This window comes from Streptomyces sp. Ncost-T10-10d, assembly GCF_900091955.1.
Lineage (GTDB): Bacteria > Actinomycetota > Actinomycetes > Streptomycetales > Streptomycetaceae > Streptomyces.
The window spans coordinates 39,695-66,072 of sequence record NZ_FMDF01000089.1 but is presented as its reverse complement, the minus strand read 5'-3'; the positions used below and the strand labels follow the sequence as shown (position 1 = coordinate 66,072).

Below are 26,378 nucleotides of genomic sequence, written 5' to 3'. Positions count from 1 at the left end.
CGGCCCTGTTCGTCAGAACTCTTGATTGTGACGTGCCCATGTCGCCACTCTGTTACCTGGCGCCCACCCCACGGAAACCTGGCGCCGCCACGATGGCCGGGCCCCACGGGTCACCCGTCCAAGGTCCCCCCACATCAAGGGAGTTCGCATGTCAGGTGTCTACGCGCGTCGCATCGCTGTCGTCGCCGCATCCGCCGCCCTCGCCGCAACCACCGGACTACTCACCGCCCCCGCCGCTCAGGCGGCCATGCCCACCCCGGTCTCCGCATCGACCGCCCGTACCTATCTGAGCGAACTGACGGTTTCCGCGGAGGGCTCCTCGACCGGCTACAGTCGCGACAAGTTCCCGCACTGGATCACCCAGTCGGGCACATGCAACACCCGCGAGGTCGTCCTCAAGCGGGACGGCACGAATGTGACGCAGGACTCCAGCTGCGCAGCCGTCAGCGGAAGTTGGTACTCGGAGTACGACGGTGCCACCTGGACCGCCGCATCCGATCTGGACATCGACCACATGGTCCCGCTCGCCGAGGCCTGGCGATCGGGCGCCAGCAGCTGGACGACCGCCCAACGGCAGGCGTTCGCCAATGACCTGACGCGCCCGCAGCTGATCGCGGTCACCGACAATGTCAACCAGTCCAAGAGCGACCAGGACCCGGCCAGTTGGCTTCCCTCGCGCACCGCGTACCGGTGCACGTACGTGCGCGCCTGGGTGCATGTGAAGCACTACTACAACCTGAGCGTCGACTCGGCCGAGAAGAGCGCCCTGCAGTCCGTCCTGAACGGCTGCTGAACGGCCGCTGCACGACACGGCGAGGACCGCGCCGGGCAACCGCGTCCGGCCCCTCGCCGAAGAGCCGGGGGCCGCTGAGCGGAACCGGCCCGCCCTCCCCCGTCGTTCCGTACCGTACGGAGCCGTGCACGCCGCACGGCTCCGTACCCGTACACCGGGACGACGCGAGGAGGGCACGCCATGGCCGGGCTCCGGCTGGGACCACTGCTGCGGTACGTCGACTGGGAGACCGCCACGACCGCTACCGTCTGGGTCGAGGCGGACCGGCCGTGCACGGCCGAAGTCCGTTGCGCGGACGGCGCGTCGGGCTCCTCCCGTACGTTCGCGATCTCCGGTCACCACTACGCGCTGGTCGTGGTGGCGGGCCTGACACCGGGCTCGACCACCGCGTACGAGGTGCTGCTCGACGAGCGACGGGTGTGGCCGCCCGAGAACTCCCGCTTCCCTCCGAGCACCATCACCACCCCGCCCCTGGCCGAGGAGACGGACCACCGGACCGTACGGGCCGTCTTCGGTTCCTGCCGCTGGGCCGCTCCCCCGGCCGGCGAGCGGGACCTCTCCTCCGGCCCCGGTCCGCGCGCGGACCTGCCGGACCCGGCCGGCCCGGACGCCCTCGACACCCTTGCCACCCGACTCGCCGACGACCCCGACGCGGAACGCCCCGACGTACTGCTGCTCCTCGGCGACCAGGTCTACGCGGACGAGACATCGCAGGCGACCCGCCGCCGCCTCGCCGCACGCCGCGATCTGCGCGAGCCGCCCGGCCCCCAGGTGGCGGACTACGAGGACTACACCTGTCTTTACGACGAGTCGTGGCGCGACCCCGAGGTGCGCTGGCTGCTCTCCACCGTCCCCAGTTGCATGATCTTCGACGACCACGACGTCATAGATGACTGGAACACCAGCGAGGCCTGGCTCACCGCCATGCGGGCCACCCACTGGTGGCATGAGCGGATCGTCAGCGGGCTGATGTCGTACTGGGTCTATCAGCATCTCGGCAATCTCTCCCCCGCCGAACTGACCACCGACCCGCTCTACGCCGCGGTCCGCGCCGCCCCGGACGGCACCGAGACGCTGCGCCGCTTCGCCGCCCAGGCGGACGCCGAACCGACCCGTACGCGCTGGAGCTACCGACGTGTTTTCGGCCGAGTACGGCTGCTGATGGTGGACACCCGCGCGGCCCGCGAGCTCGACGAGCAGCGGCGGTCGATGCTCGACGCCGAAGAGGCGCGCTGGGTGCGCGAGGAGGCCCTGGCCGACCCCGGTTCGTACGACCATCTCCTGATCGGCACTTCGCTGCCGTGGCTCCTGCCGCCGCTCGTCCACGACGCGGAGCAGTGGAACGCCGCGCTGTGCCGTGGCGAGCGCGGCGGGCCCGAGGGGCGCTGGGCGCGCTTCGGCGAAAAGCTGCGCCAACGCTCCGACCTGGAACATTGGGCGGCCTTCCCCGACTCCTTCGGGGAGCTGACCGAGCTGATCCGGCAGGCGGGCCGCGGGCCGGACGCCCCGGCGTCGGTATGCGTGCTGTCGGGCGATGTGCACCACGCGTACATCGCGGAGCCGACATGGCCGGACGGGGTGCCCGGAGGCGCCCCCGAGGCACGCGTCCTCCAGCTGACCTGCTCCCCTGTGCACAACTCGATCCCCGGCGCGCTCAGGGCCGGCTTCCGTTTCGGCTGGAGCCGGGCGGGGCGGCGGCTCGGCCGGCTGCTGGCGCGGCACGGGCGGACGGGCACACCTCCGGTCCACTGGCGCAGGACCGGCGGACCGTGGTTCGGCAATCAGCTCATGACACTCACCTTGCGTGGCCGGAAAGCTGCGCTGACATTGGTTCAGGCCAAGGCGACGAAGGAAGGTGCGCAGCTGGAGACGGTGCTGGACCGCACCCTGACCGACAACCATGGGACAACTTTCAGCCAGTCAACCAAATGTTGAACTTGCAAGCATTGGTGAGGTTTCCCTAATCTGGGCCACTCAATCGGTTCACGTCCCCACCAGACCGAAGGAGCCCTCCCCCCATGCACACACGCCTGAACCAGGCTCAGCCCTATGCCCTCGCCCTGTTCCGGATCGTCGTAGGCCTGCTCTTCGCCTGCCACGGCGCCGCCTCGCTCTTCGGCGTCCTCGGCGGCGCGATGGGCGGCGGTTCCATACCCGCCGGAACCTGGCCCGGCTGGTACGCGGCGGTCATCCAGCTCGTCGGCGGCAGCCTGGTGGTACTCGGGCTGGGCACCCGTATCGCCGCCCTGATCTCCTCCGGCTCCATGGCGTACGCGTACTTCAAGGTCCACCAGCCCGAGGCACTCTTCCCGCTGCAGAACGGCGGCGAGCCCTCGGCCGTCTTCTGCTGGGTGTTCCTCCTGCTGGTCTTCACCGGCCCCGGCGCGCTGGCCCTGGACCGGCTGTTCAGCCGGGGCGGCGCAGACAGCGACGGCGAGGACCGCGCACGCGAGCAGGCGCCGGCCGTAACGGTCTGACGGCCGCAGCGGCGGCCCTGCCGACGGCCGCCACGGCCCGATCCGCACGGGACCGCCCCTTCCGCTCCCGGGCCGTCCCTCACGTACACCCGGAACCTGGGCTTCCCATTTCTGGGTGTACGTGACCTTTCCAACATCGTCCGTATTTGTAGATCACCGGATGAGCCTCAGGCGTACGCTGTACAGCTGGCCCTGCCGCTCCTGCCGCTCCTGCCGCTCCCCTGCGACGTCGCGGCGTTGTTCCGGATCGGGGAGTAGTAGGTGCTTGAGAGTGTGGGTGCGCTGACCGGCAGCCCATGGATCTACGCCGTGGTCGCGGTCTCGGTGCTCCTGGACGTCTTTCTGCCCGTGCTGCCCAGCGGAGTCCTGGTGATCACCGCTGCCACGGCAGCCGCCGCCGGTTCGACGACCGTCGCAGGCGCGGCCTCCGCGACGCGCGCCGCCGAGCAGGTGCCCGAGGTCCCCTCCCTCCTCGCCCTGATCCTGTGCGCGGCCACCGCCTCGGTGCTCGGCGATCTTGTCGCGTACCGGCTGGCCTGGCGCGGCGGCGAGCGCCTGGACCGGGCGATCGCCCGCTCCCGCCGCCTCACCTCCGCGCAGGAACGCCTCGGCGCCGCCCTGGCCCGGGGCGGCGGCATCCTCGTCGTCATCGCCCGCTTCGCCCCGGCCGGACGCTCGGTCGTCTCCCTGGGCGCGGGCGCCGCGCATCGCAGGGCCAAGGAATTCCTGCCCTGGTCGGCCCTGGCGGGCGTGGCCTGGGCCGGTTACAGCGTGGGCCTCGGCTACTTCGGCGCCCAGTGGCTCGGCGCGACCTGGGTGGGCACAGCCGTTTCGGTCCTCGCCCTGTTCGTGGCGGGCGCCCTGGCCGCGTACGTCATGCGGCGCCCGGCAGCGGAAGCCGCCGCCCGGGCATCGACCGCGACGGCCACTACGACGTCCTGACGGCGCCCCGTATCTCCAGACCGTCCAGCAGCCTGGCGGTCGCCTCGGCGATCTCGTCGACGGCCCGGTCGAACACCTCCTGATTGCGCGCGGCCGGAGCCCGGAAGCCGGACACCTTGCGTACGAACTGCAGGGCGGCGGCCCGGATCTCCTCCTCGGTGGCCTCTTCGGGGAGGGCGGGTGGGCGAAGGGTCTTGATACTGCGGCACATGCGTCCAGTGTGACCCGAGCCACTGACAACGGGCGGGCGGGGGCAGGCCTCTGCGACTACGGGCGGGCGGGACGAGCATCTGCGGATGGCATCGGGCCACGCGTCCCTTCGCCGCTCCCGGTGCCGCTCACCTCACCGCTCACCGCTCCGCTCGACGGCGGGGATCTCGTACGTACCGTCGAGGATCTCCGGCCCCGGCGCATAGAGCCCGAGCACGGGTCGGAAGTCCCCGTCGGGCGCGGGCAGCCAGTTCGCCGCCGCATCCGGGGCGGCCGGACGCTCCCTCTGGATGTGGATCGTGAGCGAACCGTCCTCGCCGTGTACGAGACCGGGCGTGCGGTCACCGATCGAGTACCGCGCGGCCGGGTTCTCGACGAGGCGGTCGTCCGGCAGGCCGTACATGGTCACGGACCAGAACGCTTCGACCGGCGGCTGCCGCTCGAAGCGCAGCACATAGGAGTGGGCGCCGTTCAGCCGCTCACCGTCGGCGTCGCGGACGGTGTGGGCGTACACCGCCTCGTACCCGTGACTCCCCCACAGCGCGGTCCGTGCCGCCACCGCTCTGGCCGGATAGGAGGCCTCGCGGTCCGTGATCCGCCACTCCGGGGAGTCGATGGCCCCGATGCCGTGCCAGTCGAGGTTGTAGTCGAAGAGATGCGGATCCATCTCCCAGCCCCCGCGCGCCGCCGCGGGCCGGCTCGCCTCCTCCACCCGCACTCTGCCCCGCGCGAGGCCCTCGGTCAGTGCGTGTACGAGGGAGGGGTCGGCGGACACGTACGGCGAGGGCCCCTCCTCCAGCAGCTCCAGCGGCTGGAACCGGTCCTGATACGCCTGGTCGCCCGCGGACGGCGGAAAGTCCGCCATCCAGACCCTGAGCTGCTCGAAGAACCTCAGCGGCTCCGGTACATCGGGGTCGGGCACGGGCAGTCCCGTGCGATGAGTACCCGGTTCGAGATGCGTGAGGGCGAACTGTGCCTGAAGGGCGCGCACCCGCTCCAGGTCGTCCGGACCGTTGCAGGCGTTGCGGCCGATGACGGAGACGACGGAGGTCGGTGCGTCGATCACCCCGCGCACCCCGTCGGGCACGCTGCCCGACCAGCCCGGCGGTACGACGAGCCAGTCCCCGGCCCCCGTACCGGTGGCACGTCGGCCGACGTACGCGAAGTTGTTGGTCCAGGCGTCCACGAACTGCAGCACGTAGTACGCGCCGCCCGTGTCGGGGACATGGAGCACGACCGGACCGCCGGAGAGGTCGAGGTGCGCGATCGAGTGGACGGTGTCGTTGTCGGCGGGCACGAAGTGCGTGTAAGGGAAGCCCAGTTGAGCGGAGTGCGCGAAGTGGTTGAAGGGAGTGGGCGGCAGCGGACCGAAGCCCGTGTGCATGAAGTCCTCGACTGCCGACAGGCCATGGACCAGCGGACAGCCGTAGACATATGCCTCGGCGGCAAGAGCGACCAGCTCTTCCGTGTTCTCCTTCGACACCGCAGTCCCTTCGCTCACTCACTGCACCCGCTCACGGCAAGGGCCGGCGTGGACCGCCTCCGCCCAGGAAGGCCGAGTCGGGTCCGTACACCCTGACGGCTCAGATGACCGCCTTCGAGGTCTCCGTGCACAGGGCCCAGATCACGAATGTGTCGATGGCGATGGAGATGATCGCCCAGATCGGCTGGTACGGCAGCCACATGAAGTTGAGGACCAGGCTGACGGCGGCAAGTACGACACCCGTGACACGGGCCCAGGTGGCGCCCTTGAGGATGCCCCAGCCGACGAATCCGAGCAGGACGCCGAAGACGAGGTGGATCCATCCCCATGCGGCCACATCGAACTTGAACGTGTAGTTGCTGAGGCGCGCGTAGACCTCGTCGGAGGCGATACCGCTGATGCCCTTGATCACTCCGAAGACACCGTCGACGAGAAGCAGCACACCGGCGAACATGATCCCGCCGGCCGCCCAGGGGTTGATGTCCCCCTGGTCGGCGGAACGGGCCGTGCCGGGCGCGTGCGCTGAATGTGCCATGGGAACTCCTTGGCCGGAGCGGGACTGCAGGACAGAACCGACCCTGCGTGGCGCCTTCCCGGGCGACCACCCGGACGCGCCCGTACGGGTGATGCCCCTGGAAGCGCGGCGGTGGAGCCGGGCAGCCGTGCGTCATGCGAGAACCCGGTCCGTGAACAGGTCGGAGCCGAGCGGCCGGAGGGGCTGAACAGCTGGGGCTGCGGTGCCGGGGCTAGTGCTGTGACCGGAGAGGTTTGCCGGAAAGCTCGCGGCGTCCGGTGCGGTGCATCGCAAGGCGGAGCATTGCCCGCGTACTGGATGTACTCGGGTGATGCGACAACGCGGCGAGGTGCCGTTCCGGGCGTCGCGAGCCGGTGAACCTTTCCGGTCGCAGCACTAGCGCGTCGGGAACCGCGACACCTGCGCGACCCTGCATGTGAGCCTGCCCGTGAATTTCCCCAGCCCCTGGGCCCCGTCCACGGACTTCTGCCCGGCATCCAGGCTGGACGACGACGCCGGCCCCTCGCCGTGGCGCGTACCGTCCCCGTCCATGAACTCCACGTTCACGATGCAGGACGCCCGTGCCCCGGAGTGGTTCACGATCTCCACTTCCGCCGCGGGCCACTGCTGGTACGGCGAAGGCTGTCGATCGGGCTGAGGCGGCGGGTAGCCGTACGACATCGATTCCCCCCACGGGATGGATGGTACGGATGGTGCGGATGTGAAGGAGACACGGTACGACGTGAGCGGGCTTGAGTCTCCCGTAGGGGGAGGCGTGAGAGTGGGGACATGGACGGCGACGCGCTCCACTCGATCGGTGATCTGGCCAGGCTGACCGGGCTGACGGTCAAGACCATCCGGTTCTACTCCGACCGCGGGATCGTGCCGCCGACCGACCGCAGCCCGGCCGGCCACCGCCGCTACGGCATCGACGCCGCCGCACGCCTCGACCTGGTGCGTACGCTGCGCGACCTGGGGCTGGACCTTCCCACGATCCGGAAGGTCGTGGACCGGGAGCTCTCGCTCCCCGAGGTCGCCGCAGCGCACGCCGAGGCCCTGGCGGTGCAGATCCGCACTCTGCGCACGCGGCACGCGGTGCTGACGACGGTGGCCAGGCGCGGGTCCACGTCTGAGGAAATGGATCTCATGCACAAACTGGCCACGCTCACGGAGGTCGAACGCCGACGCCTGATCGGCGATTTCCTCAACACCGCGTTCGGCGGCCTGGACGCCCCCGCCGGGTTCACCGGAATCATGCGCTCGATGACCCCGGAGCTGCCCGGCTCCCCCGACACCGAACAGGTGGAGGCCTGGGTGGAGTTGGCCGAACTGTCCCAGGACACCGACTTCCGCGCCGCGCTGCACAGCATGGCTCAGCACCACGCGGCCGAGCGCGCCCGGGGCGATGCGACCGGCCTGCGCCGCGACCCGGCAGCAACGGTCCGCGCCCACGTCGCCCCGGCTCTGACGGCCGGCATCACCCCGACCTCGCCACAGGCGGACCCGATCGTCGAATCGGTCGTGACCGAGTACGCACACGACATCGGCCACCCCGGCGACCTCGCCCTCCGCCAACGACTGCTGACCCTGGTGGAGACCGCGAGCGACCCTCGCCGACAGCGGTACCTGGAGCTGCTCGCAGTGATCAACGCCTGGCCTCCCCCGGACGAGCCGACACCGGCATTCACGTGGTTCACGCAGGCGCTGCGCGCCCGGCCGCGGGGCACCTCTGATGCGGCTGCACCGGGTCGAACCTAGACTGACGAAGCCCGAAATGTCCCGAATGAGGGAGATATGCAACATGGCCAAGCGAGGAAACAAGCGCCGCGCCCGCAAGAAGAAGAACGCCAACCACGGCAAGCGTCCCAACGCCTGAGCCGACCGAGCAGACAGCCCGGGGGGACGCCGACTCCACGTTTGAGAGGCGTCCCGTCCGTGGCTGCAGGATGATGAGGCTTGTCCGGAGCGCACGACCGGGCCGGTCTGGATCGCCGCGGGTGAAAAGCCGACCGTCCTGCTCATGGAGCGCACCGGTCGACGCGACGGCGACGGTCGGTACGGTCCGCGAGCTCATGCCCCATCAGAACCACCGCTCCCGCCGGGTCGGGCCCGACAGGATCCCCGGCGAGCCGGTCCGGCCCCCGCTGTCGACGCCGGGGCACGGCGCACGGCATGACAACGGGGCGATCGGGACACCGCACGCCCAGGGTTGACTTTCGGCAGTGCCGGGACGCCCCTCGGCTGCGTACCGTCGTACGGGTGTACAGAGCAATGATCAGCGGTGCGGCCCGGCGGGCCGTCGAACCGGGGAGCCTTCTGACCGTTGTCGCGGCGGGCTGTGTCGGGCTGAGCGCCGTCAGTTTGTGGTGGGCCCTGCCCGCGGCCGCAGCGGCCTTCTTCGCCGGTCGGGAGCCGGGAAGGACCGGACCCACGATCCTCGTGCTCGTCGCGGTCGTCGCGGGCGGAGTCGTGGCAGTGGCCCTGGTGCCCTCGTGGCTGCTGATGGCGGGGCGATTCGTCGCCGTGGTGGTGATGGCCGCGATGCTGCCCTGGTTCGCCGGGCGCTTCTGGCGCCAGTACCAGGAACTCGTCCGGGCGGGCTGGGAGCGGGCCGGCCGGCTGGAGCGCGAACAGCAGCTCGTCGCCGAACAGGCGCGTTCCCGGGAACGGGCCCGGATCGCCCAGGACATGCACGACGTCCTCGGGCACGACCTCAGTCTCATCGCCCTGTCGGCGGGCGCCCTCAAGCTCGCCCCCGGCCTCGACGAGGCCCAGCGGGCCGCGGCCGGGGAAATCCGGGCCCGGGCGGCCGCGTCGGTGGAGCGGCTCGGCGAGGTGGTCGGCATCCTGCGCGAGGAGGCGGACGACGAGCCGCCGCGGCCGCCCGGCACCGGCATTCCCCGGCTGGTCGAGGAGGCCGCAGCCGCCGGCCTCGCGATCGGCCTGCGGATCGACGGGGACGCCGACGGGGTACCGCCACCGGCCGCGCGAGCCGCCCACCGCGTCGTCCAGGAGTCCCTGACCAATGCGGCCAAGCACGCGCCGCACGCATGGGTGAGCGTGGAGGTGACGCACACGGCCGAGGAGACGACGGTCCGGGTAAAGAACGGGCCCTCGCCCGCGCGGAGCGGTCCGGAGGGCGTGCCGGGCACAAGGCGAGGCCTGATCGGCCTCGACGAACGGGTGCGGCTGGCGGGCGGCACGTTCGAACACGGTCCGTACGCGGGCGGCTTCGAGGTCACCGCGCGGATACCGCACACCCCGCCGGCCCGCCGACCTGCCGCGGCACCCCGGCCGTCGGCCCCGGCACTGCCCCCGGAACACCGGCACGCTCGCAGCCGTGCCCGCCGTGCTCTGGCCACCGCGGTCGTGCTGCCCCTGGTGGCGTGGGCGGTGCTGGGTGCCGCCCTCATGGGCTGGGACATCCGCTCGGCCCGGCAGTCCGTGCTGGACCCGGGCGACTACGCCCGGCTGCGGGTGGGACAGGATCGGGACACGGTGAAACGGCTGCTGCCCGAGCGCCAGACCACCCAGCGGCCGGTGGTGGCCGGGGAACCGAAGGGAGAAGGCACCACGTGCGAGTACTACGCGATGACGGCGGACCGCTTCGACGACCGGTCCGGGGACACCTACCGGCTCTGTTTCCGGAACGGCAGGCTGATGTCCAAGGAGGCCCTGACCCCATGAGTGCACCATGCAGGGAAGGAACGGTGCGCGGCCGATGATCCGGGTGCTGATCGCCGACGACGAGCCGATGATCCGCAGGGGCGTGGGCTCCGTGCTGTCCACCGATCCGGAAATCGACGTCGTCGCCGAGGCCGCCGACGGGCACGACGCCGTGGAGCTGGTCCGCCGCCATCGCCCGGCCGTCGCCGTGCTCGACATCCGGATGCCCGGGATGAACGGCATCGAGGCGGCGGCCGAGATCCGGCGCACCGTGCCGGAGACGGGGATCGTGATGCTCACGACCTTCGGCGAGGACGACTACATCCTCCAGGCGCTCGGAGGCGGCGCCGCGGGCTTCCTGATCAAGTCGGGCGAGCCCGAGGAGCTCATCGCGGGAGTCCGCGCGGTGGCCGACGGCGCCGCCTATCTGTCACCGAAGGTCGCGGCGCGGGTCGTCGCCCATCTCTCGGCGACGGGCGCGGGCGCTCTGGCCGGCCGCCGCACCGCCGCCCGGGAACAGGTCCGTGCGCTGACCGGCCGGGAACGCGACGTGCTGGCCTTCCTCGGCAGCGGGCTGTCCAACGGACAGATCGCCCGGCGGCTCCATGTGGTGGAAGGGACGGTCAAGGCCCATGTGAGCTCCGTCCTGGCCAGGTTGGGTGTGAACAACCGCGCCGCCGCGGCGGTCGTCGCCCACGAGGCCGGGATCGTCACGCCTGCCGAGCCGCCTCCCGAGCGCTGACGCCGCGGTCCGGGCCAGCGGCAGGAAGGCGAGCAGCGCAGCCGCCGTCACCGAACCCCCGAGGACCGCACCGGCCAGCACGTCGTGCGGGTAGTGCACCCCCACCAGGACCCGCAGCAGCGCCGCCGCGCCGGCCAGCGGCAGGGTGACGGCGGCGAGGCGCGGCCGCAGCACGGCCAGGCCCACCGCGAGGCCGGCGGCCAGGGTGGCGTGGTTGCTCGGGAAGGACCAGTCGCCAGGAGCCGGACACTCGGCGACGGCCTCCGCGCCGCTGTGCAGGGCCCGGCAGGGGCGCGCCTCGTCCACCACCTGCTTCACGGCCTCGCTGACCGCGTAGGCCAGTACGGTCCCGACGCCGGTGAGCACGGTACCGGCGGACAGCCGGGTGTCCCCACGCCGTACGGCACTCCACCAGGTCCACACCAACAGCAGCCCGAGAGCCACCAGGGTGCCCTCGGTCGCCACCTCCAGCAGCGGCCCCGTCCATGAGGGACCGTCAGCCACCGCCCCGGTCACCGACCGGTACGCGGACGCGGACGCGCCGCCCGTCACCTCCACGGCTCCGGCCCTGCCCGATCCGCCCGGGGCAAGCCCCACGACGACGGCCGCGCCCGCCCCCAGCACGACACAGGCGGCCAACGGCCGTCCGTTCCGGGTCCTGTTTCTTCCGGTTTCTCGCTTCATGGGAAGTGAACCTAGAAGCCGGGAAGGCGGGAAACCCGGGCCGAAGGGCAAGGGCCTCCCTCTGACGATCGTCAGGGGTGCCCGTGCCTGCGGGGCGGGTTCAGCGGCCCTGATGCATTCGATCGAGGTCGCGGGTGTGGATGCGACCGGAGGACGGAAAGCCGTCGCTCCGGGGGAGCACGAACGTCGGCACGGAGGCCGCCAGCTGGGCGGAGGCCGTCCATGGCAGCGCCGCGCCCGCCCTCGGTCTCCCGCCGGACCACCGACGCTCCGAGAAGATTTCAGGAAGGTTCGCGAAAAGGGGACTGCGGCGGCACCCTTCGCGTGCCGGTCAGGACTCGGTCTTGATCTTCTTCATGGTCAGGTGCGATTCCGTGCGCAGGACTCCGGGCAGTCCGGTGAGCTTGCCGGTCAGGAAGGCTTCATAAGCGGCGTGGTCGGCGACAGCGACACGGAGGAAGTAGTCGGGGCGCCCGAAGAACCGCCGGAGCTCGACGACTTCCTCGTAGGAGGACACGGTGTCCTCGAACTCCTGGACCGTCCTGCGGTCGGTGGCGTACACCTCGACGTCGACCAGGACCTCCAGTTCCCGGCCTACGGCCGCGGGGTCGATGACTGCCCGGTAGCCGGAGATGACGCCGGACTCCTCCAGTCGCTTGACTCGACGCAGGCACGGCGGCGGGGTCAGACCGACGCGCTTGGCCAGCTCGACGTTGGTCAGCCGCCCGTCCTGCCGGAGGTGAAACAGAATTTCACGATCGATCGCATCGAGGTCCATTTCATTGCTCACAGAGCCATCCTAGAGCCACAAACAGCAACCATATAAGGCCCGATTTGACCTAAAATTTCTCTATGGGAATACCTCCTGCCACTGTCGGCGGCCCTGCTCGGCCCGCCCCTCCTGCCCCCTCACCGCAGACAGCCTCCGAGGCCCGGGCCGCATTCAAGGACTCCGCCTCCGTGGGCCTGGGGCTCGTCCCGCTCGGCCTCGCCTTCGGCGCACTCATCACCCAGTCCGGCCTCGACTGGTGGTGGGCAAGCCTGTTCACCACATTCGTCTACGCCGGATCGTTCGAGTTCTTGCTCATCGGCCTGGTCACTGCCGTCGCCCCGCTCGCGACGGTCGCTCTGACCGCCCTCCTGGTGAACATCCGGCACGTCTTCTACGCGCTGTCATTCCCGCTTCCCGGCGTGCACGGCCGCCTGGCCAAGGCATACAGCACCTTCGCCCTCACCGACGAGGCGTACGCGCTGACCAGCGGCGTGGAAGCCCGGTCCTGGTCCGGTCGCCGGATCCTGTGGCTCCAGGTGTTCATGCACCTGTACTGGGCGGGCAGCGCCACCATCGGCGCCCTGCTCGGCTCGCTCATCCCTGACAGCGTCACCGGTCTGGACTTCGCCCTGACGGCCCTGTTCACCGTCCTCGCACTCGACGCCGTCCGGGACCGGCGCAACGACCTGCCCACCCCCGTCCTCGCTCTCCTGAGCGCCCTGGCCGCCCGGCTCGTGTTCCCCGGCCAGATGCTTCTGGCCGCCTTCACCCTGTTCACCGCCGGGCTCCTGGTCCGCCGCCACCTCACCGCCCCCGAAGGGCCCGCCCGTGCCTGACACCGCCTACCTCATCGCCGCGGTCGCCGTCTCCGCCGCCGTCACCTGGGCCCTGCGCGCCCTGCCCTTCGCCGCCCTCACACCACTGCGTGCGAGCAAGACCGTCCAGTACCTCAGCACCCGCATGCCCGTGGGCGTCATGGTGATCCTGCTCGTCTACTGCCTGCGCGACCTGCCCGTGACCGAGGCTCGGGCCCTTGCTCCCCTGGCGGCCCTGGCTGTCACCGTCGGCCTGCACCTGTGGCGCCGCAACGCCCTGCTCAGCATCCTCTGCGGCACCACCACCTACGTCGTCCTCGCCAGCACGCTCCTCGCGCACTGACGCCCGACCCCCGGCACCTCGCCCCGCCAACTACCCCCGGCCATAGGCCCATTGCCGGGACATCGCCGTTGTCAGCGACTGCCCCCGGCACCATCGCGCTCAACGCGATCACGTACAACGGCGATTCCCCGCTTCTTCCGGCAGGGCGCCGGCCCAGGTCGGCCCCCTCGATGAACCACCGGCATGACGGTCACTGAGGTCTGCCCACCTGGCAACACGGGCTGCTCGATGGCCGGCTGCGCCAAGAAGGCTCCTTGGTGCCCCACCCGCAGCAGTACATCCTCCACAGGATCGATGGCTTGATCCACGTCAAGGCTCGTTCACAGCCCTTCAGCCCCGATCTCCCGTAGTACAGCGGGCTACATGATGATGTGAGGCATCGGGATGTCGTGCGGCCGGCGTGCCGCTTCTCGTGTCGTCCTTCATCGGTCGGGCGACCGGCCGTTAGGCTCGCTTCGCCACAAAAGTCCCGATCTTCACGGAGGGCAGGACGACGAGAATCAATCGAGAGCGCCTCGTCAGAACGCTGACGTTCTGGCTGCGGCCGGCCTTCGCGTTGCGAGTCATCAACCGGTTTCAGAAGATCGTGGGTTTCGACCGCTCGATGGCCCTGGCGTCCAGCGCCCTGACGGCATTGGTCCCGCTCTCCATCCTCCTCGGCGCTGTCTTGAGCAACTTCGTGCACTACGACGCCGCAGAGCGGATCATCAGGCGCTACAACCTCACCGGAGCAGGGGCCACAGCAGTCAGCTCGCTGTTCTCTCCTGCCGAAGCGGCCAGCGCGAGTGTGGGCATCTTCGGGGTCGTGTTTCTGACGATCTCGGTGCTGAGTTTCGCGCGAGCCGCACAGCGACTCTTCGAACAGGCGTGGGAGCTCAAGCCCCTCAGTGTGCGCAACACGCGCAACGGCTTGTGGTGGATTCTCACTCTCGGCGGCTACGTAGTGGTCACCACATTGCTCTCCGCGCTCCGTGGCGGGGGCGCGCTGGATCTGGCCGCCTCGCTGTGTGGGGTACTGGTGACCGCCGCATTCCTCGTCTGGAGCGGCCGGATCCTGTCGGCGAAGCGGATCAGCCGGCCGGACCTGCTTCCCTTCGGCGTCACCGGCGCCGTCCTGACGGCGGCCTACTCAGTGGGCGCAACCATCTACATGCCGCATCTCTTCAATTCCTCCGCAGCACGCTACGGAGTGGTCGGTGCTGTCTTCGCGATGCTCTCTGCGCTCTTCGCCGCCATGCTCGCCCTGGTTGCATCGGCGGCACTGGGACGAGAAGTACGAGACGAGCTCAGCCGGATCCGTCAGGGACACCGCCCTTCCGACCACGAGGTCCGCCTGCAGTGGGACAGGGTGGTCGAGCAGACTCGGTCGCGGTGGCGCACGGCACGGGAACAGGTCTCTCATCATCGGATCAAGGGCTCGAACCACTGACGGGCACGGCCGGCCACCGCCCGACGCGGTCGAATGCGACGAGGAAGCGGATCCGGAAGAGTTGCGGCTCCTGGCGACAGACCTCGCCGGTCGCCGACAACCGCCTCGGTACCCAGCTCGAAATTCACAGAAACCAGATCCTGCTGCGCGGTCCTCGCAGAAGGAACGCCTGCGGGGGCGAAGAAGCTGCCGGCCCTGATCCTGTCGGCCGGTCGTCCTGATGTCTCGGTGCAGGTCGGCAACGGGGGCGACGGGAGGGGGCTCAACTGTGACCCCCTCGGCCCGAACCATCGGCACAACGGTCACCGCGGTCTGTCGGCCCGGCCACACGGGCTGTAGGGATCAGCCACGGTGGCTGGTGGTCGGTGTGGTTGCTGCACTTCTTTGCTGTACTGCTCGTCTGCTGTACTGCTCGCCTTGGGGACGGACCGATACGGGGCGGTGGAACGGTGAGCGTAGGCAGTCGCGGAGTGCTGGCAGTCGTAGGTACGGCAGCCGATGGAATCGAGACGCTGCGCGCTGGACTGGTGGAGCCGGCCATCGCCCTCGGCTGGCAGGTAGCCGTGACCCTGACGCCGAATGCCGCCCGATGGTTGAGGGCCAACGGCGAGCTGGACCGGCTGGAGACACTGACCGGCCTGCCGGTGCGGGACACACCTCGTCTGCCGACTGAGCCCCGCCCCCACCCGGTCGCCGACTGCTACGTCGTCGCCCCCGCGAGTGCGAACTACATCGCCAAGCTCGCGACGGGCATCGCCGACAACCAAGCCCTGACGCAGGTGAGCGAGGCGCTCGGCACGATCGGCGTCCCCGTCGTGGTGTTCCCCCGGGTCAACGCAGCTCATGCAAGACATCCGGCATGGCAGGGGCACATCGAGTCACTGAGGAAGGCCGACGTGGATCTCGTCTACGGCCCTGACGTCTGGCCATTGCATGAACCCCGCGAGGGCCCAGAAGTTCGAGAGCTGCCATGGTCCACGATCATGGAGTCCGTCCAGGAGGCGGCAACCGATGTTTCTCGCCGGTCGAACTGAGCCCCATCAATGATGACCCGTGGCTGAAGCCCTGGTCACCGGGCCACTCACGTATGCTCTTCGCTCCCCAACCACCCCACACGCTTCACGTTCCGACGAACCAACAGTTCAGAAGCCGAAGAAGCGACACGCCGGGTTCCCGACCTGCGGTCACGTCATCGATCAACACCGTGACCTGCTGCTGAGCTGTCGGCAGTTGACAGAGTTGGTCATCGTTGAGCGCCCTACCACGGCCCCGAGACGGCCCCGGGATGGCGCCCCTGGGATGCGATGACAGAAGAGTCAAGGGACCCTGGCCGCCGGGCTCGGCGGACTCATAGTCTCCGGGCCATGGAATGGACAGCGTTGGTCGCCACGGCGGTGGGTGCGGTGATCGGGGTGGGCAGCACGCTCGTCACAGACCGAGTACGTTGGCGACGGGACAACAACGAGGCCGCTCGCTACCACGCCGGGGCGACCCATCAATCAGCATCGATGTCGCCACCACAGGCCTCCACGACCACATCCGGCTCGCCCTCTTCGACGACGGCGAGATGGAGGCGCTGCTGTCGCCCAAGGCTGCACGCACACTACGCGACAGACTCGACGAGGCTTTGCGCAGCCGCTGACCGCACCCCGTTGCCAGTCCCGAACCGAACCGTGGGCTACGTCCCCATTCGCACTTCATGGCTGCGGCGCTGCTGGACCGAGGCCCCTCCTGACGCGAGTGATTGCGAGAACGGGTAACGCCGAGCTGATCCGAAGAGTCGCCGAGTGGCGTTCAGAAACGCCCTCGATGCGTTCGTGAGGGAGAACAGCGGCCCTGGATCGCTACGGCTGTATGACTGCATCTACTCCGCAGAGAACCGCGGCGACCATTGATGTCCGCTGTCGTTGATGTCAGGCGTGGATGTCAGGCATGGCTGTCGGCCTGCCCCTCGGTGCCTGTGGTCGCTCGTGTTGCTCGTTCGGGTGCGTATCTCGTGCGGGTTCTGGCTCAGATGTCCAGGCTTGGCCTCACGATGTGTCTCCTCGTGAAGGTGAAAGAACATGCCGACGTACGTCACCTTGCTGAGCTGGACCGATCAAGGGGTCCAAAACTACAAGGACACCGCACAGCGCGCCGAGGCCTTCGGGTCAGCGGTACAGAAGCTCGGGGCGAAGCTCCTGAGCATCTACTGGACCGTCGGTCCGTATGACCTCGTGGCCATCGTCGAGGCACCCGACGACGAAACTGCCACGGCAGCACTCCTGCAGCTCGGTGGGGTGGGCAACGTCCGGTCCACGACTCTGCGGGCCTTCGGCCCAGAAGCGATGGAGCGCATCATCGCCAAGGCGGCTGGCTGACGACTCACGTCGTTCAGGACACCCAGCGCGAGGCAGTGAGTCGCCTGGACCGCATGCTCAAGCAGCGTGCCGGCCGTGAGTGACCACACCCATGACTCAGAAATGGATGCCAAAGGCCCCCAACCGTGATCGGTTGGAGGTGAGAGATCAACGACCTCACCAAGCGGATAACCGAAGCAATTAAAGCGACTGCTCCTGATCTGCTCGCGTCCACGGCGTCGGCCCGGACAGCGCCGCCGTCCTGCTCATCTCGGCCGGTGACAACTCCGAACACCTCGGCAACGAGGCGTCCGGAGCCTTGAACCCGTAGAGAAGGTTTCTACTCACTCCGCCCCCACGGGCGCTTTATCGAGCAGTGGTGGTGACGTCGCTTGTCGACGGGCTTGGGAGGCGCGCCGTCACGCTGGTGCACCCGCCGACGTACCCGGTGACTGCCTACCGTCGAAGGAAAGGCACAAAAGTACGAGGCCAAGCACCTGTGCCCCGTCAAGAATGTTCGTATGACGATCACTTCGCAGGCTCGCTCATTCGACTTGGCTGCCGCCAGTTACGCTGCGAACCGCCCTTCATACCCGCCCGCCTTGCTCGACGCGGTCGAGGAACTCACCGGCTGCCCCCTGAAGGACGCCCGTGTCGCGGACGTCGGGGCCGGCACCGGACTGGCGACGACGCTCCTCCGCGCCCGCGGTGCGAACGTCATCGCGGTCGAGCCCGGCCCCGGAATGGCCTCGCAGTTCCGCCTCAGCCTGCCCGGAGTCCCGCTCGTGATCGGTGACGGCAACAATCTGCCGCTGGCCTCCGGCTCCATCGACATCCTCACGTATGCCCAAGCCTGGCACTGGACCGATCAGCGCAAGTCCGTACCGGAAGCTCTCCGAGTCCTTCGCACCGGTGGTGCACTCGCCCTCTGGTGGAACGACTCAGACAGCGCTGTTCCGTGGATTGCCGACCAGGACGCCCGCCTGCGGCGCCTCTTCGGAGCCGCCGACAGCGCCCCCGATCCCATGGCTCGATTCCGCGGACTGCCGCCCCAGCTCGGCTTCGTCAACCGGCACGTGCCGTGGACCCGGAGCGTTCCTCTCGACAAGCATCTCGCCAACCTCTCCAGCTACTCCGACTTCCTCGTTCTCGGCAAGGAGGCGACCAACACGTTCCTTGCCCAGGAACGCGACCTCCTCGCCAAGGTCTTCCCGAACGGGACGGTCGAGGAGCACTACGTGGTCAGCTTGGCCGTTGCTACCCGTTGACGCAGCACTGCGGCAGGCTGACGACCTTCCCCGGGCGGCGAATCCCGGTGATCCGTTTTACCGAACCGCCGCTGGCGGACAGCGGTGCCGTCATTGCCCGTGAACACTCACTGCGAGGCTGGGCACGAACTGCTGCTCGAACAGATCGACAAACGCTGTCGCTGGCTAGGTGAACGAAGCCGGCGGGTTGGCGCGTGATCACCACCTGTTGATGGTCAGTCCTAACGGCTGAGTGGTCGGCTCCGAAGTCCTTCGGGGGTTGACTCCGGAGCCGATGTCGTGGGTGGTGCCTTCTCAGATGTCGGGGGCGGTCGTTCGGGTTCTCGTCCCAGATCACCGAGCTTCGCCAGCCTGATGGTCGGGCAGCGCCGAGTAGTGCTGTGCAGATGTCAAGATCTCACCGTTGGTGCCGACTCTCGGGTGAACGGTGCCCACAAGCGCCGCAGCCAAAGACCGAGAGGGCATGAACATCATGCAGAAGCTTGTGCAACAGGCCATTGACCAGCTGGTGGAGTCGGGCGCCGAGCTGGGGATCCAGGTCGCGGTGTATCAGCACGGTGAGTTGGTGGTGGACGCGGTGGCGGGCGTCGCCGATCCGGACAGCGGCCGTCCGGTCACCTCGGACATCCCGTTCTACAGCGCCTCCACCGGTAAGGGTGTGACCGCGACGGTGGTGCACGTCCTCGCAGACCGCGGCACCCTTGACTATGACACGCCGATCGTGGAGCTCTGGCCCGAGTTCGGCGCCCACGGCAAGAACAAGGCGACCATCCGCCACGCGCTGACCCACTCCATCGGCGTCCCGGCAGTGCCGTCCGACCTCACGGTGCAGGACCTGGCTGATTGGGACAGGATGTGTGCCCTGATCGCCGACTCCGAGCCCTGGTGGGAGCCCGGGACCAAGACCGGCTACCACGCGATGACCTGGGGCTTCGTGATGGGCGAAATCGTTCGCCGGGCCACCGACAAACCGATCTCGCACGTACTCAGGCAGGAGGTGGCGGCTCCGCTGGGCATCGCCGACGAGCTGTTCTTCGGCGTCCCGGAGTCCGAGCTCGGCCGACTCGCCCGACTCGAGGACGCGCCCGGTACCGCCGCGATGATGGCAGCGATGCCCGCCGACATGCCAATGCTCAAGGCCACGCCGCCCGCCGTGACCCCCAGCGCCAAGTACGGAAACAGCCCCGTAGTGCTCACTTCGGACATTCCCTCAGGCGGCACGATGTCCGCCCGCGCGGTGGCCAGGATGTACGCCGCGCTGCTTGGCGAGGTGGACGGTGTCCGGCTGGTCTCGGACGAGCGGCTGCGCGAGGCCACGGCCCTGGCCACGGCCGACGTCGACCAGATGGTCGGTTTCCCGACACCGCGCGCGCTGGGCTACAACCTCGGCAGGCCCGGGGCCAACCCGCAGGAGACGCTGAGCGCTTTCGGCATGCCCGGCATGGGAGGCAGCGCGGCGTATGCCGACACAGCGACCGGCATTTCCTTCGCGCTGACCAAGAACCGGTTCTTCCCCGGTCCTTCCGCCGCGGTCAATCAGATCAGCGAGCTCGTCGCGAAGGCCGCCACCAGCTGAGACTCTCCGGTCGAGCGCAGCTGAGGCCAGGCGGTGCGGGCACGGCCGGTCAGCCTCCGGGTCAGTGAGGTCTCGGTGGACTCGGCGGGTGTGGGCGGGGCGGCCATCCTGCCCGTTCTGGATGCCGTGTCCGATGGATGGACGGCTTCGCTGCAGCCGTCGTGGACACGGCAGCCTGCCGCTGTCTTGACCCACTTATCACGATCGGCCTGTCTGCCATGTCCGTTGCCGCTCCATCCAGGCCCTTCTACTTCTCCGCCGTGCATCGCAAGGTCGTCACGCCCAACGACTTCACCGACCTTGCCCAGGTCGGGGACCGGCTCCGAGCCTTCGAAGACCGCTACAACGCCACAGCACAGCCATTCCAGTGAGGGTTCACCACCTCCGGCCTGGACGAACTGCTGGACAGGCTCGACCGGCACACAGCCGATCACCAGGAAGAATCCTCGTTCCGCCTCGCCGCGCGATCAACCCCCGAAAGACTTCCGGAGCGGACCACTTGGCGCGAACGCAGAAGCGACCCGACCCCTTGGGGGCCGGGCCGCTTCTGTAAGTCCGGGAACTTAGTCCTGACCTGCACCTATCCAAGATCGTTTAGGAGATCTTCAGGGGACGGGGTGCGGTACTGAGGGTGTAGTCAGAGTGCGCATGGCCGTAGTCAGGGTGCCCCAAAACGCAAAGAGCCCAGACCGGATGTGCTCCGACCTGGGCCTTCTTTCCTGCTGTGCTGGTCAATCTGGTGGGCGCGGACGGTTTCGAACCGCCGACATCTGCTTTGTAAGCCTGGCGCCGATCACGGGACGGTCTTGGCTGGTCAACAGCCGTACAACGGCACCAAGCCTGGCAGCGCGTACCCGCGCCCTCTCACACCCCAATTGACCGTGGCTGACCGCTCGTTCTGGCACGGATCTGGCACGTGCGGCGTAGGCGACACCTGCCTTGTAAGTTCAATCCGGTCTCCGCGGACTCGGCGTCTTACTACTGCGCGCCGTACGCCGGTTAGCCAGGAGGTACGCCGCTGTCCGTGTTCGCTGATGTCAACGATGGATGTCAGACAGTGGTTTGAGACTTCGCGTCGCTCTGTCCCCGTGCGTGGGTGAACGAGGTCTCCACCCTGAAGGCCGTTTGAGTGACTGGAGCGTCACCTTCTGTGCGCGGACACGCAGCGTGTGGTGCGATGTCCACGGGAAAACCGAAGGTCGGGCTCAGAAAGCGACGCCCGCCCTGGATCCGTGGACGACTGAAGGGAAGCCCATGGTGCTCCGCGCGCTGGCCGCGACTGGTGTCGCTACATCCTTGTTCGGCTCGGCGGCCTTCGGCGGCCACCCGCCCCCGCCGCCGGCCCGGATCGTCATCGACAGCGTGACGGCCAATGGTTCCGGTTGCCCGCCGGGGACGGCCGCCGTGGCCATCTCCCCCGACCAAACCACCTTCACCGTCACCTACAGTAACTACCTCGCCCAGGTGGGGCCCAGCTCGCCGTCGACCGACCGGAAGAACTGTCAGCTCAACCTGCTTCTGCACGTCCCCGGTCGCCGCTCCATGTACGCGATCGTGTCCGCCACCTACATGGGCTTCGCGTCACTGGCGCCGGGCGCGTCAGGGACCCAACGGGCCAGCTACCACTTCCAGGGAGATGCCCACACCACCAACTTCACCCATCACTTCCCAGGCGGGTTCAACAACAACTGGCAGACGACCGACACCGTGCACATCGCCGCCCGGGACGTCGCCCGCTGCGGAGAGGGGCGCAACCTCACCATCAACACTGAACTGGGGGTCGATCGCGGCACCTCGAGCCCGAGCGCCACCAGCTTCATGGAGATGGACTCGACGGACGGCAACATCCAAACCGTGTACCACCTGGCCTGGAGGCAGTGTCGGTGATCTCCTGGTGCTCTTCGCCTGCGTCCACAACGCCGGGCGCTCCCAGATGGCCGCCACACACCGTGGAGCGGGCGTGGTTCAGGGCGTCAAGGTGGAGCGCGCCACTGTACGAACGACCTTGACGCCCTGGGCCGCGACTGCTCGGCTCTGCCTGGGTCGAAGGTGGTCGGGATGGGAGCCCACGACGCTCGCCACGCTCCGGCCGGCGCTCGCGAACGGCGCCCCGTCCATCCCGGAATCTGAGCGCCCCCGCCGGAGGCATGTCTTGAAGCCGCGGGCTTGGTTCTCGTCTCATGCCCTCCGGGCCTAGCCAGTTGTGGGCTCGCGTCGGCGGCGGCAGCGCCGAGCGGGCCGAAGGCAGGAGCGCGGGCGCAGCCAGAGCCGGGAAGCGCGCCCGGCGGAGCGGAGCGCAGCCGGGTGCCTTGACGTCACCGAGGTCTTCCAGCTCGCCGATGCCGTGCCGGCGCGCATCCGGGTGTTCATCCTCCTGGCGGCCTTCACCGGCCTCCGCCTCGGGGAGCTGGCCGCGCTCCAGCGCCATGACGTCGACCTCGAACGGCGAACCGTCGCCGTGCGGCGTGCCCTGGCCGAGACCCGCACGGACGGCATCCTGGCCAAGGCACCCAAGAGCGCGGCCGGCGTGCGCACCGTCGCCTTCCCGGCCTCGCTGTCGGAAAGTCTGGCCGCTCATCTCGACACGTACGCCGAGCCAGGCCGCACCGGACTCGAGTTCACCGGAGCACGCGGCGGGCAACTTCGCCGGAACAACTTCCGCCGCCTGTGGCTGCGGGCCCTGGAAACGACCGGCCTCGGAGACGTCCACTTCCACGATCTGCGCCACACCGGGAACACCCTCGCCGCGACCGGCGGTGCAACCACGCGCGAGCTGATGCAGCGCATGGGCCACTCCTCGGTGCGAGCCGCGCTGATCTATCAGCACCTGGTGAACGGCCGCGACCATGCGATCGCCGCCCATGTCGACGAGCAGATCAGGAAGGTCCGGCCGGCAGAGCCTGGCAACGCATCTGGCACGTAACTGGCACGACGCCTCTCCCCCGCCTCCGCGGCTGAGGAACGAACAAGGCCCAGGCTCCCGGTTCAGTACCGGTGACCTGGGCCTTTGTCGTGCTTCCTACTGGTGGGCGCGGACGGTTTCGAACCGCCGACATCTGCTTTGTAAGAGCAGCGCTCTACCCCTGAGCTACGCACCCGTGGATGAGGCAACAGCGTACATGGACTACGGCCCACGGTCACAAACGGTGCCGGGAACGGCAGGGAAGGAGGCGGCGGCGTCCGGGGTGCGGCCCGGGTGGCTGTGGCGGTGTCCGGGGGATATCCCCACCCCTCATACGGTAGCCGTCCGGATTCTGCCGGGTGGGCGGGTGTACGTACGGTGAGGTGTACACGGTCGGGACCGCCCGCCGTACGACCTGGGGGAAAGATCATCGTGGCACTCCGTATCCGCACTCTCATCGCATCCGGAGGGGCCCTGCTGCTCGGTCTTGCCCTCACCGGCTGCGGCAGTACCGATCCGGGCGACGCGCCTGCCGAGCACAAGTCGTTCGCGCTCAGTGGGAAGACGCTGACCATCGACTCCGGTCACACGTCCCTGGAGCTCGTACCGGCCGATGTACGGAAGGTCGAGGTGACCCGTCATGTCGACGGGTGGGTGGTTCTCGGGAACGGACCCGACCCCAAGTGGAAGATGCAGGACGACACGCTCACGCTCCAGGTGAAATGCCGGGCATTGATCAGCGACTGCGCCTCGCAGCACCAGGTGAAGGTGCCGCGCGGGGTGGCGGTGGTCGTCAAGGGGGACAACGGAAAGATCGTCGCGTCCGGCTTCGACACTCCCCTTACGCTCCACGCCGACAACGGGATGGTGACCGTCCGGGACTCCAGCGGGCCGCTCGAACTGGGGAGCGACAACGGTGGCATCCTCACCGAAGGGATCTCGGCCAAGTCCGTATCGGCTCGGTCCGACAACGGCAGGATCCAGCTGGGGTTCGACTCCGTGCCCGATCTCGTGGACACCGAGAGCGACAACGGAGGGATCACCATTGATCTGCCGGGCGGCTCCGTGAGGTATGCGGTGGACGCCGTCGCCCACAACGGACGTGTCTCGGTGGACGCGCCGCGGAGCGACAACAGCGGCCACGTGGTGAAGGCCCGGAGCGACAACGGCCAAGTCACGGTCCGAAGCGTGAACTAACCGACCCGTGTGTTCGTCCTTACCTGGTGGGAGAATGTACCGGGCAGGGCGAAACGGCACGGGAGAGGGATGTGACGGCGACACACGCGCGGCCGCAGGCGGGAGCGGGTGAGAATTCCGCCGTCAAGGGTTTCCGGGGTGTCGGGGACGTCCTCGCGCTGATGTTGCTGCCGGTGCCGCTGCTCGCCGCCGCGTTGCCGGCCGCGTTCGCCGGTGGCGGGACGAGACGCTGGTTCGGTGGGCGCGGGGAGAGTCAGCGCGCCGATGCGCAGGCCGCGAAGGACGCAGCCGCTGCCGCCTTCTACGAGCTGGACACGGCCCAGCGCGATCTGCGGATCTCGATCGAGACGATCACCGCGGTGGACAGCTCGCCCGGTGCGCGCAAGGCCGTGGATGACTTCGCTGCTCTCGGGCGGCGGATCGACGAGGCCAGTCATACGTACATCACCGCGGTCGACGCACACGACCTGGACCGGGACGATCTGGAGCCGGCCGTCGCGGCCCGTGCCAGGACGGAGCTGACCGCGGCCAAGGACGAGCTGGTGCGGGTCAAGGGCGAGCTGGACCGGTTCGCACAGGGGCTCGGGCCGCTGCTCGGCAACGCGGAGACGCAGCTCGCCCGGCTCGCGCCCGCCGTGGAGCGGGCCCGGCAGGCGCTTCTCGGTGCGAGCAATGCTCTCGATGCGGTGCGGGCGTCCGGACTGCGGGCGGACGACCTCGCCGCGCGGCTGGCGGCCCTCGCTCCCGAACTGACCAAGCTCAACCAGGGCGCCGGCCGGCACGGCGTTCCGGAGACCCTGCAGCGTGCCGATCGGGTGCTGCGCGATGCCGAGGCGGTACGGGCAGAGGCGGCCCAGTTGCCCGAACGGGCCGCCGAGATCGACCACCGGCTGGTGTCGCTGCGTACCCGCGCCCAGGCGTTGACGACCCGAGCGGGCTCCGTGGAGCCGGTGCTGAGCGAGCTGCGGCGGCGGTTCTCCGCGGCGTGCTGGCAGGACCTCCAGCCGGTGCCGGAGCAGGCGGCGACCAATGTGCGGCAGGCCGAGGAGAAGCTGAAGGAAGCCGCCAAGGCGCGGGACGAGCAGCGGTGGGCCGATGCGACCTCCCGGCTGAGCACGGTGCGCGCCCTGCTGAACGCCACGGACGAGGCGGTGTCCGCGGCCGGCGACCGGCTGCACCGGCTGAACGATGTGGCCAAGGACCCGCAGCAGGAGATCCAGCGAACCCGGTTCGCGATCCGGGACGCCCAGCGCCTGGCCATGGCCGGACGCAACACTCCCGATCCGCGTCATGCCCGTCCGCTGGACGATGCCGTGGCCCGGCTGGAGCGCGCCGTCACCGGTCTGGAGGGGCGCCACCCCGACTACTGGCACTTTCTGACCGAGACCGAAGCGGTACGGCAGACAGTGGCGCGGGTGGTCTCCGAGATCCGTGAGGAGCGCGGGGCCGGCGGGTGACGTGCGGCGGCGACAGCCCTCCTGATACGTCGGGTTCCGATACGCCGGGTTCGGGTCCTTCGGCCCTTCTGATGTGCGGCAGCATCCCCGTGGACGGATCCTGGTAGTACGCGCGAAGGAGGCCGAAATGGCCACCCATGTACTGCACACCACCGGACGACAGACCCCGCGGCGCCCCCGTAGGGTCACCCAACTCGACAAGCACCTTCCGGTCGATCACCGGCTGAACCGCGTCTACCGGGTCGGGGCGGGACTGATGGGGCTGGTGCTTCTCGCCTTCGGAATCCTGGGGCTGATCGACGAGATCGGCTTCTTCAGCACCGGCGGTGCCACCGTCGCCGGTCTCAACACGAACGGTGCCCTCAGCGTCCTGTCCATCTGCGTCGGCCTGTTGTTGTTCATCGGGATGGTGATCGGCGGCAACTTCGCCTCGACGCTCAACATGATTCTGGGCATCGCCTTCATCCTCAGCGGATTCATCAATCTCGCGCTGCTCGACACCGACTACAACTTCCTCGCCTTCCACATGCAGAATGTGCTGTTCAGCTTTGTGGTCGGCCTGATGCTGATGATGTTCGGGATGTACGGGCGGGTCAGCGGCGGTCTTCCGCACGACAACCCGTACTGGCGGGCCCGCCATCCCGACGAGGCCGCGCGGGAGGTGCGGATGGGCCGGAAGGCAACGCCGCCGACGATGCCTGTTGTCCGCCGTCCGTGACCCGTACCACGTCCCCGTACCACCGGTCGGCCGTCGTGCCTGTCTGCCCCG

At 69.0% G+C, this 26,378-nt stretch carries 26 protein-coding genes, 1 tRNA gene and 1 pseudogene; 22 read left to right on the top strand and 6 right to left on the bottom strand.

Annotation, left to right across the window (positions count from 1 at the left end; genetic code table 11):
* Positions 1 to 148: 148 nt before the first annotated feature.
* The 4 genes from GA0115254_RS13595 (at position 149) to GA0115254_RS13580 (ending at position 4,212) form a co-directional block, all read left to right on the top strand.
* Positions 149 to 793, top strand: a complete 645-nt coding sequence (locus GA0115254_RS13595; RefSeq protein ID WP_093895526.1) for an HNH endonuclease family protein — start codon at positions 149 to 151, stop codon at positions 791 to 793.
* 180 nt (positions 794 to 973) lie between these two features.
* Positions 974 to 2,728: an alkaline phosphatase D family protein gene (locus GA0115254_RS13590; protein WP_093895525.1), complete on the top strand. Its 1,755-nt coding sequence runs from the start codon at positions 974 to 976 to the stop codon at positions 2,726 to 2,728.
* Positions 2,729 to 2,811: 83 nt separating this feature from the next.
* Positions 2,812 to 3,270 carry a DoxX family protein gene (locus GA0115254_RS13585; protein WP_093895524.1) on the top strand — a complete coding sequence of 153 codons (459 nt, stop codon included), beginning with the start codon at positions 2,812 to 2,814 and terminating at the stop codon, positions 3,268 to 3,270.
* Between the two features lie 261 nt (positions 3,271 to 3,531).
* Complete coding sequence (locus GA0115254_RS13580) at positions 3,532 to 4,212, top strand: DedA family protein (RefSeq protein WP_093895523.1); 681 nt, start codon at positions 3,532 to 3,534, stop codon at positions 4,210 to 4,212.
* On the opposite strand, the gene GA0115254_RS13575 is transcribed toward GA0115254_RS13580, so the two are convergent.
* The 3 genes from GA0115254_RS13575 to GA0115254_RS13565 form a co-directional block, all read right to left on the bottom strand.
* Positions 4,199 to 4,423 carry a DUF2277 domain-containing protein gene (locus tag GA0115254_RS13575; protein WP_093895522.1) on the bottom strand — a complete coding sequence of 75 codons (225 nt, stop codon included), beginning with the start codon at positions 4,421 to 4,423 and terminating at the stop codon, positions 4,199 to 4,201. The two genes, GA0115254_RS13580 and GA0115254_RS13575, sit on opposite strands and share 14 nt — an antisense overlap.
* 132 nt (positions 4,424 to 4,555) lie before the next feature.
* On the bottom strand, positions 4,556 to 5,923 hold the full coding sequence (locus GA0115254_RS13570) for a DUF1254 domain-containing protein (RefSeq protein ID WP_256102551.1): 1,368 nt from the start codon (positions 5,921 to 5,923) through the stop codon (positions 4,556 to 4,558).
* Between the two features lie 82 nt (positions 5,924 to 6,005).
* Positions 6,006 to 6,440, bottom strand: a complete 435-nt coding sequence (locus tag GA0115254_RS13565) for a DUF7144 family membrane protein (RefSeq protein ID WP_093895521.1) — start codon at positions 6,438 to 6,440, stop codon at positions 6,006 to 6,008.
* Between the two features lie 768 nt (positions 6,441 to 7,208).
* Between GA0115254_RS13565 and GA0115254_RS13555 the strand changes: the two genes are divergently transcribed.
* From GA0115254_RS13555 to GA0115254_RS45985, 4 genes are all read left to right on the top strand, one after another.
* On the top strand, positions 7,209 to 8,177 hold the full coding sequence (locus GA0115254_RS13555; RefSeq protein ID WP_093895519.1) for a MerR family transcriptional regulator: 969 nt from the start codon (positions 7,209 to 7,211) through the stop codon (positions 8,175 to 8,177).
* 43 nt (positions 8,178 to 8,220) lie between these two features.
* Entirely contained in the window at positions 8,221 to 8,295 is a 75-nt protein-coding gene (locus GA0115254_RS47540; protein ID WP_015034725.1) for a 50S ribosomal protein bL37, read from the top strand.
* Between the two features lie 383 nt (positions 8,296 to 8,678).
* The gene (locus GA0115254_RS13550; protein WP_370740869.1) at positions 8,679 to 10,106 is read left to right on the top strand and encodes a sensor histidine kinase; all 1,428 of its coding nucleotides are present in this window, start codon (positions 8,679 to 8,681) and stop codon (positions 10,104 to 10,106) included.
* A 34-nt stretch (positions 10,107 to 10,140) separates the two neighbouring features.
* A complete protein-coding gene (locus GA0115254_RS45985; protein ID WP_093895517.1) occupies positions 10,141 to 10,827 on the top strand; it encodes a response regulator in 687 nt (228 codons plus the stop codon).
* A 42-nt stretch (positions 10,828 to 10,869) separates the two neighbouring features.
* Here GA0115254_RS45985 and GA0115254_RS45980 read toward each other — a convergent pair.
* Together GA0115254_RS45980 and GA0115254_RS13535 are read right to left on the bottom strand one after the other, a co-directional pair.
* Positions 10,870 to 11,511 (bottom strand): annotated as a pseudogene (locus GA0115254_RS45980) (phosphatase PAP2 family protein); the annotation flags it as partial.
* Positions 11,512 to 11,842: 331 nt separating this feature from the next.
* Complete coding sequence (locus GA0115254_RS13535) at positions 11,843 to 12,289, bottom strand: Lrp/AsnC family transcriptional regulator (RefSeq protein WP_218105539.1); 447 nt, start codon at positions 12,287 to 12,289, stop codon at positions 11,843 to 11,845.
* 182 nt (positions 12,290 to 12,471) lie between these two features.
* Between GA0115254_RS13535 and GA0115254_RS13530 the strand changes: the two genes are divergently transcribed.
* The 11 genes from GA0115254_RS13530 (at position 12,472) to GA0115254_RS13480 (ending at position 22,976) form a co-directional block, all read left to right on the top strand.
* Entirely contained in the window at positions 12,472 to 13,119 is a 648-nt protein-coding gene (locus GA0115254_RS13530; protein WP_256102556.1) for an AzlC family ABC transporter permease, read from the top strand.
* Positions 13,112 to 13,441 (top strand): branched-chain amino acid transporter permease, encoded by a 330-nt coding sequence (locus tag GA0115254_RS13525; RefSeq protein WP_093895514.1) that lies wholly within the window; start codon positions 13,112 to 13,114, stop codon positions 13,439 to 13,441. Before GA0115254_RS13530 ends, GA0115254_RS13525 begins: the two co-directional genes overlap by 8 nt.
* A 586-nt stretch (positions 13,442 to 14,027) precedes the next feature.
* Positions 14,028 to 14,870, top strand: a complete 843-nt coding sequence (locus GA0115254_RS13520; RefSeq protein WP_256102550.1) for a YihY/virulence factor BrkB family protein — start codon at positions 14,028 to 14,030, stop codon at positions 14,868 to 14,870.
* 470 nt (positions 14,871 to 15,340) lie between these two features.
* Positions 15,341 to 15,904 (top strand): flavoprotein, encoded by a 564-nt coding sequence (locus GA0115254_RS13515; RefSeq protein WP_256102549.1) that lies wholly within the window; start codon positions 15,341 to 15,343, stop codon positions 15,902 to 15,904.
* A gap of 410 nt (positions 15,905 to 16,314) precedes the next feature.
* Complete coding sequence (locus GA0115254_RS45230; protein WP_218105538.1) at positions 16,315 to 16,512, top strand: hypothetical protein; 198 nt, start codon at positions 16,315 to 16,317, stop codon at positions 16,510 to 16,512.
* Positions 16,513 to 16,933: 421 nt separating this feature from the next.
* Positions 16,934 to 17,230 carry a GYD domain-containing protein gene (locus GA0115254_RS13505; RefSeq protein ID WP_093895511.1) on the top strand — a complete coding sequence of 99 codons (297 nt, stop codon included), beginning with the start codon at positions 16,934 to 16,936 and terminating at the stop codon, positions 17,228 to 17,230.
* A 500-nt stretch (positions 17,231 to 17,730) separates the two neighbouring features.
* A complete protein-coding gene (locus GA0115254_RS13500; protein WP_093895510.1) occupies positions 17,731 to 18,477 on the top strand; it encodes a class I SAM-dependent methyltransferase in 747 nt (248 codons plus the stop codon).
* A gap of 463 nt (positions 18,478 to 18,940) precedes the next feature.
* Positions 18,941 to 20,053, top strand: coding sequence for a serine hydrolase domain-containing protein (locus tag GA0115254_RS13495; protein ID WP_093895509.1), 1,113 nt, complete (start codon positions 18,941 to 18,943; stop codon positions 20,051 to 20,053).
* A 218-nt stretch (positions 20,054 to 20,271) separates the two neighbouring features.
* Complete coding sequence (locus tag GA0115254_RS45975) at positions 20,272 to 20,424, top strand: hypothetical protein (protein ID WP_176740103.1); 153 nt, start codon at positions 20,272 to 20,274, stop codon at positions 20,422 to 20,424.
* 886 nt (positions 20,425 to 21,310) lie between these two features.
* A complete protein-coding gene (locus tag GA0115254_RS13485; RefSeq protein WP_370740870.1) occupies positions 21,311 to 21,940 on the top strand; it encodes a DUF4360 domain-containing protein in 630 nt (209 codons plus the stop codon).
* 316 nt (positions 21,941 to 22,256) lie between these two features.
* Positions 22,257 to 22,976: a tyrosine-type recombinase/integrase gene (locus tag GA0115254_RS13480; protein ID WP_370740868.1), complete on the top strand. Its 720-nt coding sequence runs from the start codon at positions 22,257 to 22,259 to the stop codon at positions 22,974 to 22,976.
* A gap of 100 nt (positions 22,977 to 23,076) precedes the next feature.
* Here the strand turns inward: GA0115254_RS13480 and GA0115254_RS13475 are convergent.
* A tRNA-Val gene (locus tag GA0115254_RS13475) sits at positions 23,077 to 23,151 on the bottom strand.
* A 236-nt stretch (positions 23,152 to 23,387) separates the two neighbouring features.
* Between GA0115254_RS13475 and GA0115254_RS13470 the strand changes: the two genes are divergently transcribed.
* The 3 genes from GA0115254_RS13470 (at position 23,388) to GA0115254_RS13460 (ending at position 26,327) form a co-directional block, all read left to right on the top strand.
* On the top strand, positions 23,388 to 24,152 hold the full coding sequence (locus tag GA0115254_RS13470) for a DUF4097 family beta strand repeat-containing protein (protein ID WP_256102547.1): 765 nt from the start codon (positions 23,388 to 23,390) through the stop codon (positions 24,150 to 24,152).
* Between the two features lie 71 nt (positions 24,153 to 24,223).
* The gene (locus GA0115254_RS13465; protein WP_093895506.1) at positions 24,224 to 25,609 is read left to right on the top strand and encodes a hypothetical protein; all 1,386 of its coding nucleotides are present in this window, start codon (positions 24,224 to 24,226) and stop codon (positions 25,607 to 25,609) included.
* A 127-nt stretch (positions 25,610 to 25,736) separates the two neighbouring features.
* Entirely contained in the window at positions 25,737 to 26,327 is a 591-nt protein-coding gene (locus tag GA0115254_RS13460; protein ID WP_093895505.1) for a DUF4383 domain-containing protein, read from the top strand.
* Positions 26,328 to 26,378 lie beyond the last annotated feature (51 nt).